Genomic DNA, 12,064 nt, shown 5'->3' with positions numbered 1-12,064 from the left:
ATGGACAATAATACTCTCAGGAAATAAAATTGCTTAGTCATCACATATGCAACTATCTTTTTTTTTGGTCTTTAAGTAGCCCGAACAACATGTCACAAATCTCTAACAGGTGACAGTAAAGAGACTGGTTATTTACAAGTCCTATCTTGCTTATATGATAACAGATAGTAACTCGTATCTTAATAGAGATATTACAGATGGTTTCTAGTGTTTTACCTCTATGAACCCTCTATAAAACCTCTATTATAACTCTATAATATCACTATAAATATATAATCAATAATATAGGTGTTTAGAACTTGTCATAAAGGAGATAAAAACGTTAGGAAACAAATTCGTAATCAAATTCAAGAACCTCTGACTAGGTGGTAAATGTGTGGATAAAACAATACTTGTAAAAACAACTAAATGATTGTTCCAACTTAATTCGGAGCGAGTATTTGAACGAATGTATCCGTGCCTGGAGAAAGCTAAAAATTTTTGCTATCAGTGGCTTTACGAGGTGATATTGAAAGATTTTAAATGCAATAGACTAACGCTTAGATACTCAGGTCAAACTCTTAGTTCAGCTGTACTTCTGCGACTCAATTAATCAGAGCGTAGAAGCACAGCGACAAAGGATTTTTTAGAGAGCTCTTTTTTGTGACTTTGGTCAGGTTTGATATTTGAAAAGAAGCCTATTTCTCCTCTTGTAGAGCCAGATCCTTACAAAGTGTGTTCATCATTTCACACGGATTGGTATCGATAGCTAGGGCAATTAGATACATTTCGTCGAGGCGTAGTTTGGAGGTATCCGTCATTGTTAGTTCATTAATTCTCGCTTTACTGAGTCCAGTTTTACGGGCGATCATTGATTTATTTACCGATTTTTTGGCTAAGTATTCTCCAAGTCTAGTCATGTTCGTGTGTTCATCTATTTGTATGTATAGATAAATGTATAAAATGTATGGATTAGTTTAATGAATATTTTAATGTTAATTGTTTTTCTATTGTGTTGTACTGATAAACTATATAAATATCATCTTTGCAAATTTTTATTCAGCAACCTACGGCTTGTTTTTATGATGATAGCCTACTTAAACTCAAGTGATATGGATCCACCTGAAGTACTTCCGCTAATTTTTTTACCACCGCCATTGATTGTTCCTTTTGCAAACGTTTTTTTAGAAATACCACTGAAGTTGGCGGAAGAGGGTAGGCTAACACGTGATCCGTTGAGGTCTATAATATAGCTTCCTTGTGGAACATGGATTCTTATACTTCCACCAGCAGTGGAGAATGCGATATTATCCGACACATTTAGCATATCCATGGTAATACTGCCACCGCTCGTTTGTCCTTGGATAGTGCCCGATAGTTTTTTTCCATTAATAGAGCCTCCACTGGTTGAAACAGTAATTTTGCCCGTAACCTGATCCAGATTGATGGAACCGCCCGAAGTTGTTAATTGGATAGTTCCGTCGCAGTCCACAGCGTTGATACTTCCCCCAGCAGTCTGTCCACTGATCTGTCCAGATATTGTTTTTAAATTTAGACTGCCTCCTGAGGTTTGAAAATTTTGTAGTCCGCTAAGCGTATTTAAATTGATGCTTCCGCCAGCGGTTTGAAGGTTGGTATTGATCTTTTGAGGGACGATAACATGGAAAGCCACGGATAGCGGATTGTTACCGCGCTTTCCATTTTTGCGTTTAGCAGTGGCGCTAAGTTTTCCTCCTTGCAATTCAATACTTACATCGAAATGTTCTCGAAGTAAAGCCTCTAGATTGTCCGAAGAGCTAAGACGGGATCCATTTCGGGATACCCAGACTTCTATCGAGGCAGGCCCGGTTTTCGTTCCGTCAACTTTAATTTGCCCGCCAGAGGTATGGACTACCAGCTCCTTTATTTTGTTTAGGTCAAAGGTTTCCTTTTTTACCATTTGTTGACCTATAGCGTGATTGGCTATGAGCAGTAATACAATTGTCTTAATTAGGTTATTCATGTTTTTATGTTTAAGGTTTCAAATATGTTTATTCATTTCTTAAGCTATCAACAGGGTTGGCCTTAGCAGCAAGGAGTGTTTTGGATAAAAGGACAGCCATAGCAACTGTTATAAGGCCAAATGTTGAAATTACGAATATCCACCAATTTATATCGGTTTTGTATGCAAAATTATCTAACCACTTATTCATAAGGTACCATGCTATTGGAAAGGCTATTAAGCAAGCTACTAAAACCAGGCCAAGCAGATTTTTTAACAGTAAGAACACAATTTGTCCAACGGAAGCACCTAGTACCTTGCGGATACCGATTTCTTTTGTACGTTGGTTGGCTGTAAATATAGCAAGTCCAAAGAGCCCTAGCCCTGCTATGATTACAGATAGGATTACTGACCATCCTAATAGTTGGGACAATTGTTGTTCCGCCTTATAGAAGTCTTCCACAGTCTGGTCGAGGAAGGTGTAGTCAAATTCGTCATCGGGAAAAATGGATTTAAATGCAGCCTTCATTTTGTCCAAAGCGATTTTCCAATTTTCGGGATGCATCGGATCTAGCGCAACATGCATAACATACCCATCTTTGGTGCCCCAATACATCATTGGAGCTATTTCGGTACGAACAGACGCGATGTTAAAATCTTGTAGTACACCGACAATTTTTTTATCTCCATTATTAAAAGTCTTACCGATTGCTTCTTCGGGAGATTGAACATGGAGTAGTGCTAGTGCTTTTTCGTTGATTAGCATTTCGCTGGTTGAATCTAACAAGCGGATATTGCGACCTGCTATGAGCTTTAGATTGTATACATCGATATAATTTTCGTCACCATTACGGGCGTCCATAGTTATGTTTTCGGAACCATTCACTCCGTCATACCCTAGCGTGGAGGTCATCGTTCCTAAAAATGCCGGAGATTGGTTCCCAAAACTTACCGCTTTTATTTCATGAATGTTGCTCAGTTTAGTTTTTAATAATTGGCCTTGCGCTGAGTTTCGAAAACTGCCGGGGATGTAGAAGTTGACAATAGCTTCTTTTTTAAAACCCATATCTTTGTTTGTAGCAAAATTGATTTGCTTTACGACGATAAGTACGCAGATTAAGAACAGTTGTGCTAGCACAAACTGAAATACAGTAAGACTTTTACGCACCCACACACTTCGGGATAGATTGGTGTTTTTAGAGACTTGATTTTTTAGGGCTAATGCAGGCGAATAGCCCGTTAATATCCATGCTGGGTAAAAACCGGCTAAGAAGGTCACTATGAGAAGTTGAACTACGAGGAAAATACCCATGTCCAACTTGGGCATATCCGTCCATTTCAACCCTTGCGGAATAAAGCCCTCGAAGGCATGTAGTAGGAGCGGTAGCAGCAGTAGAGCAAATACACTAGCTGTAAGTGCGATAACTGAGGTTTCTGTTAAGAACTGTAATGCCAGTCTTTGTTTTGAACTACCTAAGGTTTTGCGTATTCCCACCTCTTTGGCGCGTTCGATAGATTGTGCTGTCGATAAATTGACAAAATTTATAATACCCAAAGTAAGAAGAAATAGGGCTAATAATATAAGATTGCGGGTAGTGTCCGATTTAACAGCGTTGTAATTAAAATCGCTATTAAAGTGGATATCGGACAGTGGTTGCAGTGTAAAAGTGCCGGCTTTCCAACCATTTTCCTCTTTGGGCTTGTGTTGTTTGAGGATCTGTTTGATTTCGGATTCTATTTTTGATGGAGTCGTTCCGGCGGTTACTAAGGCGAGGCATTGGTATGCGTCTGTATAGTTATTCCATGCATCCCAGCTGAATATCTGTTTAAGGGACGGATATACAGGGATAGTTGCGGTTGAAATAAAGCTGTTAAACTTAAAATCAGAATTTTGAGCCATCTCCTGGACGACACCTGTCAGGGTAAGAATAACAGAATCTGCAAAAATCAGTGTTTTTCCAATCGCTTCTGTAGGGCGCTTTTGAGGGAAATAGCGCCTAAAATCCTTTTGTGTCAGTACAATGTTGTTTGGTGTATTTAACGATTCAGCGTTACCGACTAACCATTGATGTGGATATAGACTGAAATAGTTGCTGTTGGTAAAGACTACTCCTGACTCTTTAGGAAAGACCTGGTATTCGGCTGTACTGTCCTTATATATTTTTAGTTTACTCTTATGGCTGCGATATAAGGGGACAATTGTTTCGATACTGGTGGACTCATTCTCCAATGCACGTACTAAGGGAACGAGTACACCAGGGTTTTTAAACTCCCCATCACTTACGATCCGATATATTCGATCGCTATTCTCTACTTTTTTATCAAAACTGTAGTCGTATTGAATTAATAGAAATATGACTAAAGTAGCACTAATGCCAATGGCTAAGCTCATAACATTGATTGCGGTAATCAATTTATGTTTACGGATATGTCTTAATGCGGCGTTTAAAAATTCCATTGTCTTATTTTTTTATTCGTCTCTAAGGGTACTAACTGGATTGCTTAGTGCAGCTTTGATGGCTAAAGTACTAATGGTGATAAGTGCAAGAACAACAGCTAAGGCTCCTGCCAGAAGAAATGTGCCTGGTGTAATATCGATTCGATGTGCAAAGCTGTCTAACCATTTATTCATAATCCACCAAGCTATCGGAGAAGCTATTAGTATGGCGAGGATCACTAGCTTTAGAAAGTCTTTTGATAACATCGAGACGATACTAGCTACCGATGCGCCTAATACTTTACGTATACCTACCTCTTTTTGTCGTTGGATGGTGGAGAAGGATACTAATCCGAAAAGACCTAAACAAGCAATAAAAATGGCTAATCCGGAGAATAGGCCTGTGAGTCTGGCCGTACGTTTTTGATTAGCAAATTTTTGAGTATATTCTTCATCCACAAAATGCAGATCAGTTGGGAAATCTGGATTGAATTTTTTCAATAAAAGTTCAATGTTGGCGATGTTAGACGCTAAGCTTTTTGATGGATTCAGGCGGATGTGTATATAATCCGACCAGTTCGGACCTTGGATCAGCATAGGTTCGATATCGTCGTAAGGAGACTGCCATACAAAATCCTGAATAATGCCAACGACATTCAACGTCCGTTCGTAAGGTGTACCTTTTGCTGCTATTATCTGAGCACCAATTGGATCTGAAAGTCTCATGCGCTTTATCGCTGTTTCGTTTAATAATACCGCTGTAGAGTCGGAAGGGTGTTTATCAATATCGATATCTCGTCCTTCCAGTAGACGGATTCCCATTGTTTTGATAAAATCCCGATCTGCATTCATATTATTGAATACAATATCGTAATCTTCAGGCTTTGAATTAGGCCAGGTATACCCCCAACTATTACTGCCGTAACGGCTGATACGTCCCCATGATTTCGTAATACTGCTTGCAATATCCTGCTGAATTAGCTCATTTCTTAAGGCTTCGTAATTGTCGTTCAGTCTCCCCTCCAGCGGGAGGTACACCAAATTGCTTTGATCGTAGCCACTGTCTCGATCCTGACCGTAGCGTATTTGCTGACTAATAATAAAAGTGCAGATCCCTAAGCATATCGATATGACAAATTGTAGGATAACCAGAATTTGTCGGGGTTTTAGGCCTGATCTTAAAACTGGTAAATTACCTTTTAAGGTTTTTGTCGGTTCGAAAGAAGACAAAATAAATGCGGGATATATGCCTGCACCAATAGCAGATATAATTAAAATTAAAACAAACAGGCTCCAAAAAAAGAGAGATTGATCGTTGACGGAGATGTTTCCTTTAATAATGCCATTGAATATCGGTAGAGCCAATATAAGAAGTGCAAGGGCAACAATACCGGCAAGAAGTGTCAGAATGAACGACTCTAATAGAAATTGTTTAACTAATGATCTTTTTGAGGCGCCGACGACCTTGCGGATGCCAACTTCTTTTGCACTTCGCTCTGCGCCTGCTGTGCTTAGGTTGATAAAATTGATACAGGCGATCAAAAGAATGAACAATCCGATGAGTGCAAACATCCGTAAGGTGACCATATTACCTTCTACCATCTGTCCGTTGACTGATTTATTGTAGAGGTGCCAACGGCTTGCTGGATATAGATAGATACTGGCTTTGGTGTCCCCATTGGTATGGTTTGCAACAAGTTTTTCAATTTTACTATCGACCGCGGTTAGATCTATTCCTTCTTTTATAGAGACGTAGGTCTGATGGTTATAGGCTGTCCATGAATCGGTAAATTTGTGGCCTGTTTTGGAAAGATAGTTCCATGAACAGAAGAAATCAACTCCTTCAAACTTGGAATTGTGCGGGATATCCTCGATAACGGCCTCTACGGTAAGAGAGGTCACTGTATCCAAATCTAGATATCTGCCAACGACATCTAGAGAACCAAATAGTTTCTTCGCCATAGACGCTGTGAGTACGATAGCATCTGGACGATCAATGGGTGTTTGTGAATTTCCGTTAATAAATTGAAAATCAAAAAGATTAAAGAATGCAGCGTCGCTAGCAATACCTGTTGCTTTGAAACCAGATGTGCCTTCTGAATGAATACGATGATCTATATTCCATACTCGGGCCATGTACTCAATTTCTGGATGTTCTGATTTTAGAATAGGCCCCAGTACAGCAGGTGTACCTCCCCAGGTATGCTGTTGACCATCAAATGCGTCCCGGGTGTAGACTTGGTAGAGCCTGTCTGTTAGGGTATAAAAGCGGTCGTACTTTAATTCGGAATTGACCCATAATGCAATGATTAAGGTTACACTGATCCCTAATGCCAAACCCAATATATTGATGACGGAATAGACTTTGTTTTTCCAAAGTTTTCGCCAGGCGATTTTGATATAGTTTTTGATCATGTCTTTAGTATTAAGATGTGAGTATTGTGTACGGAGACATTCGTGTGGTCTTTACATGTTACTCATTAATCATTTAACATTAATAATCATTCCTTATTCGTCCTTCAAACTCTCTATAGGATTGCGTCTAGCTGCCTTTAGTGTTTGGTAGCTTACAGATAATAGAGCAATAAAAAGTGTACTACATCCTGCTAAATCTCTAAACAGTTTGAGTTTCCAATATCACTTGTCCGTCCAGCATTCTTATTACACGGTCTGCAAATTTTGCATCGTGTTCGGAGTGTGTCACCATTACGATGGTTGTTCCAGATTCGTTGAGCTCAGTAAGTAATTGCATCACTTCGTTACCATTGGTCGAATCCAGATTACCAGTGGGCTCATCCGCAAGAATTAACTTAGGGTTGTTCACCACAGCTCTTGCTACGGCGACACGCTGTTGCTGACCTCCTGAAAGTTGTTGTGGAAAGTGGTTACGTCGGTGCATAATCTGTACTTTTTCGAGAACTTCTTCGACACGTCGTTTGCGCTCAGCTGCAGGAATGTTGGCGTACACTAGGGGGAGCTCTACGTTTTCAAATACAGTAAGCTCATCGATGAGATTGAAACTTTGAAATACAAAACCAATATTGTGTTTTCGAAGATTGGAGCGGTTGCCCTCTTTGAACTTAGCAACCTCGGTGCCGTTAAAGAGATAACTACCTTCATCCAAATCGTCAAGAAGTCCAACAATGTTGAGTAGAGTTGATTTGCCGCAACCTGATGGCCCCATAACAGCGACAAATTCGCCTTCTTTTATGTGGATGTTTACGTTGTTCAATGCAACTGTTTCAACTTCCTCGGTGCGGTAGTACTTTTGCAGGTTAGTTATTTTTATCATTGTTGTTAAGTTATCTTATTATCAAGTTATACCGTTATGAAGTCCTAGATTATAGAGAACGTATCTCAATACCCACTACTTATTTAATATTTAACTCCTGTATCTTATCATAAGTCTCATAGCTAGACACAATTACTTCGTCACCCGGCTTCAGTCCGCTGATTACTTCATAAAAATCTGGGTTTTGTCTGCCCAATTGTATGTCTACACGATAAGCTGTAGATCCAGATTTGTCCAATTTGAATACCCAATTGCCTCCGGTTTGTTGATAAAAACCGCCTTTGGCCAGTAATAATGCTTTTGTTTCGTCACTCAATGATAAACGTATTTGCAGTGTCTGTCCTCTTCTAATTGTTTTTGGAGCTTCTCCTAAAAATTCCATGTCGACCTGAAAGCGACCATTGGTTACTTGTGTATAAACCTTTTTGATTTTTAATTTGTAAGGTGTTCCACTTAATACGAACTCCCCAATTTGATCAGTAAAGATTCTGTTGATATAGTGCTCATCTATTTCTGCGCGTACCTTAAAGCCGGTCAGTACATCAATCTGACCAAGACGTTCTCCCGCATTTTTGTTTTGCCCGATTTCTGCATCGAAGGATGTTAGTTGACCGTCAACTGGTGCTCTTAGTATAAGATCGCCTACTTTACGACGCATAAGTTCCAAGGCGCTTTGTGTACGTTGATAAGTCTCTTGATCTTGTCTGCTTTTTTGGTTTGTTGAGATCGAGTCTTGACGTAAGATCTGTTTAGTTAAAGCTACTCTTTCCTTTTGATAGTTGTATTCATTTTTTGATTTTTCGAACTCTTGCGATCCTATCGCTTTTTCAGCAAATAGTTTTTTGTTAAGGTTGTAGACTCTGGCAGATTCACGGAAGGCTTGTTCAACATCGGCCATTTGGTTTCGATTGTTTATCGATACCTGTTCGGCGTTGGTGCGAGCGATCTGTCCTTGGGTAAGTAGATTTAATACTTGTGTTTCTTGCTGAACTAAGCTAAGCTCTTGATCGGTATTTGATAACTTCATGATAGCATCTCCTTTTTTCAGGATCGCACCATCTTCAACATATTTTTCTTCTACGCGTCCTCCCACAGATGCATCTAAATAGATGCTGCTGATAGGCAATACTGTGCCGTTGATAGGGATGAACTCCTGAAAGGTCCCCTCTTTTACTTCAACAATGCTGATGCGGTCGGCTTCTACATTGAGACGGCTATTTCCACTGGTGAAATAATAACTGGCGCCTATTAGGGCGATAACACTTGCAATTCCGGCGAAAGTGAGAATACGCTTGGTGTTCCATTTCTTTTGTTGTATTGGTCTGTCCATTAAATAAAGTAAAAATCTATTTTTTGATGTTCTATTTTGTCGTAGGGACATCATGATATATGTTTATTCAATCTTGTGCCATTTTTGTAAAACGCTGTTTTGTAGTTGTTTATTTGTTTTTGGTGTTTTCCTGTGTCCGTATTCGAACACTTGTTGTCCGTCAGTGGACACTTGTGCCCAATTTTCGTTTATACGATATTGGTTTATAGTTGTTTATGTTTTTGGCACGTGCTGTGGATGGCTTATTGTAATTTTAATTATTGAAAATGAAGTCTATTGTTGGAGTTATTGTTTTGTGTTTATTTACTGTTTGTTTTATGTTGGCCAAAGGACAAACGGGCAGTTTGTCCCTTGCCGACTGTATTGATTTAGCATTGAAGCGGAATCCCAGATTGCAACAATCTGAATTAAACCTGTCGAAAAATGAAATCGCGCTTAAGCAGGCTAAAAATAATAGGTTGCCCAGCCTGAATGCGGAATTAGGACATGGCTATAACGAAGGTAGAAGTGTAAACCCGACTACGAACCAATTTGTTGAACAGAACTACTTTTCGGGAAATCAGTCTTTAAATTTGAATGTTCCCATATTCAACGGTTTTCAGGTGTTGCATACAGTACGCATGCGTGCGAATGCAAAGGAGGCGGGTAAGCTTGAGTTTGACCATGCGATTAATGAACTCAAGCTCGATGTTTTAGAAGCTTATGTTCAAGTCCTGACCGCAAAAGATATATTGGCACAAACGGAGGGGCAAATGAAAGTTACGGCAGAAAATGCAAACCGTACTGCTGTATTGCATATAGAGGGAGCGGTAAACCCTGGAGATTACCATGACCTGCAAGGACAACTTCGAGCGGATCATAATGCTGTACAAGAGAGCAAGCGTCTGTTAAATATCAACAGACTGAGGCTGGCATCTCTTCTGGATATGCCATTGGATAGTATAAGTGATCTCGAACCTCTTGGATTATCTGTAGAGGCAGCTGTTAGATCTGGAGAGGATCTATATACGAGAGCTTTGCATACCTTGCCTCAGTACAAGGCTTTTGATTGGCGTATAAAGGAAGCTGAGAATGGAATAAAAGTGGAAAGATCGGCCTATTTCCCGTCGTTGACATTCAGTGGTGGACTTTGGTCCCGTTTTTCCAGTCTTAATGAAAGCAACTATTGGGAGCAGATGAATAATTATTTGTCGAAGGGATTTTCTTTAGGACTCAGTGTTCCTATATTTAATAAGTTCCGGGTCCGGAACCAGGTTAAACTGGCGCAGTTGAGTTTGCAGGAAGCGATTTTGAATAAAGAGATCGCTAAAAATGCTCTTCGCCAAGAGACTGCTAAAACTGTGTTTAATCTGGAGATATTACAGGTGAATGTCGTCAATCTTCGGGAGCAAGAAAAAAGTTATGCCGAGTCTTTTCGTATTGCGCAGGTCCATTTTGATGCTGGAAATAGTAATTCGGTAGTTTTCCTGACTGCCAAGAATAAAATGGATAATACTAAAATGCAGTTGTTGATTAAGCAGTATGAAATGATACTGCAAAAATATATCAATGATTATTACGCTGGAACGATAAATTTATAGTTATTTTAGGTCTGATGAAACCATCATAATTTATTCAAACCACATAAGGGGATGAATAAATTTAATAGCTTCATCACTTTTAAAAAAAACGTATTATATACGATGAAAAAAGCCAACGTATTAATAGTTGATGATGATCAAGATCTACTGACAGCAGTAAGGATCTTATTGAAGCCTTTGGTCAACGAAATTCTGGTAGAGCGGAATCCTGAGAACCTGTTGAATATGCTATCAAAGCATACAATAGATATTATTATGCTGGATATGAATTTTAAAAGTGCAATCAATACAGGGAATGAAGGGCTATTTTGGCTTGGAAAGATTAAAGAAATATACCCTCACATACGGGTGGTGATGATTACTGCTTATGGAGCGGTAGATCTGGCCGTCAAGTCGTTAAAATTGGGTGCTTCTGATTTTATCGTTAAACCTTGGCAGAATGAGCAATTGCTCAGCACACTGGAATCGGCTTACGGTGAGGTAAAGGAAAAAGGAAAAAAGAAAACTGTGGCGATCCAACGTGATGAGGATGATTTGGTAGGGAGTTCGGGGATAATGGAGGATCTGCAATATAAAATAGATAAGGTGGCTCCGACGGAAGCAAATATCTTGATTTTGGGAGAGAACGGAACCGGGAAAGACCTTATTGCAAAAGCTTTACATAAGCGTTCGTTAAGAGGAGGAGGGGCTTATGTAAAGGTGGACGTGGGGGCATTAACAGAGACGCTTTTTGAGAGTGAGCTGTTTGGTTATAAAAAAGGTGCTTTTACGGATGCTAGGGAAGACCGTTCAGGACGTTTTGAAGCTGCACAGAAAGGGACTTTATTTTTGGATGAGATCGGTAACATTAGTCTACATCAACAGTCTAAATTACTTAGTGTACTGCAAAACCGGCATGTGACACCTTTAGGATCCCACACCGGGATAGAAATAGATATACGATTATTGAGCGCTACAAATGTGCCATTACGGGCGTTGGCAGATGAGAACCGATTTCGAAAAGATCTTATTTATAGGATTAATACAGTAGAAATTCAAGTACCACCTTTACGTGAACGGGGAGAAGATATTGTGCTTCTGGCTAATCACTTTTTGAGGTTTTATAATAAGAAGTACCATAAAAATCTAGAAGGTCTGGAAAGAGATGCTTTACAGAAGTTAAGATCCTACCATTTTCCTGGCAATGTCCGGGAGTTGCAGTATAGTATTGAGCGGGCTGTCATCATGAGCGAAAAGCAGAGTATACAAGATCACGATATACTTTTTTCACCGATAGAACAGGTCGCTTCGCCAGGGAATACCCTAGAAAGTAGTCTTTATGGAAATCGAAGTCTGGAGGAGATGGAGCGTAAAGCTATACAGTCTGCTATTGAACGATTCAACGGTAATATTAGTAAAGCCGCTAAAGAATTGGGGTTGACACGCGCTGCATTGTACAGAAGAATGGAAAAATATAATATCTGAT

The 12,064-nt window shown here is 39.6% G+C and carries 8 protein-coding genes; 2 read left to right on the top strand and 6 right to left on the bottom strand.

The annotated features are described in order from the left end of the window. Positions 1–677: 677 nt before the first annotated feature. The 6 genes from G7B20_RS04480 to G7B20_RS04455 all read right to left on the bottom strand — a co-directional run bounded on the left by G7B20_RS04480 (position 678) and on the right by G7B20_RS04455 (position 9,019). Positions 678–899, bottom strand: a complete 222-nt coding sequence (locus G7B20_RS04480) for a helix-turn-helix domain-containing protein (RefSeq protein ID WP_164108816.1) — start codon at positions 897–899, stop codon at positions 678–680. Positions 900–1,072: 173 nt separating this feature from the next. After that, positions 1,073–1,981, bottom strand: coding sequence for a hypothetical protein (locus G7B20_RS04475; protein WP_164108815.1), 909 nt, complete (start codon positions 1,979–1,981; stop codon positions 1,073–1,075). 28 nt (positions 1,982–2,009) lie between these two features. After that, on the bottom strand, positions 2,010–4,418 hold the full coding sequence (locus tag G7B20_RS04470) for an ABC transporter permease (protein WP_164108814.1): 2,409 nt from the start codon (positions 4,416–4,418) through the stop codon (positions 2,010–2,012). A gap of 12 nt (positions 4,419–4,430) precedes the next feature. Then, complete coding sequence (locus tag G7B20_RS04465) at positions 4,431–6,812, bottom strand: ABC transporter permease (protein ID WP_164108813.1); 2,382 nt, start codon at positions 6,810–6,812, stop codon at positions 4,431–4,433. Positions 6,813–7,011: 199 nt separating this feature from the next. After that, entirely contained in the window at positions 7,012–7,689 is a 678-nt protein-coding gene (locus tag G7B20_RS04460; protein ID WP_164108812.1) for an ABC transporter ATP-binding protein, read from the bottom strand. Positions 7,690–7,768: 79 nt separating this feature from the next. After that, positions 7,769–9,019: an efflux RND transporter periplasmic adaptor subunit gene (locus G7B20_RS04455; protein ID WP_164108811.1), complete on the bottom strand. Its 1,251-nt coding sequence runs from the start codon at positions 9,017–9,019 to the stop codon at positions 7,769–7,771. A 266-nt stretch (positions 9,020–9,285) separates the two neighbouring features. On the opposite strand from G7B20_RS04455, the gene G7B20_RS04450 reads away from it, so the two are divergent. Beyond that, positions 9,286–10,599, top strand: a complete 1,314-nt coding sequence (locus G7B20_RS04450; RefSeq protein WP_164108810.1) for a TolC family protein — start codon at positions 9,286–9,288, stop codon at positions 10,597–10,599. A gap of 51 nt (positions 10,600–10,650) precedes the next feature. Continuing rightward, entirely contained in the window at positions 10,651–12,063 is a 1,413-nt protein-coding gene (locus G7B20_RS04445) for a sigma-54-dependent transcriptional regulator (protein ID WP_317164265.1), read from the top strand. Position 12,064: the final 1 nt, after the last annotated feature.

This window comes from Sphingobacterium sp. xlx-96, from assembly GCF_011007365.1.
Classification (GTDB): domain Bacteria; phylum Bacteroidota; class Bacteroidia; order Sphingobacteriales; family Sphingobacteriaceae; genus Sphingobacterium; species Sphingobacterium luzhongxinii.
This window is presented reverse-complemented; position numbering and strand designations above follow the sequence as displayed.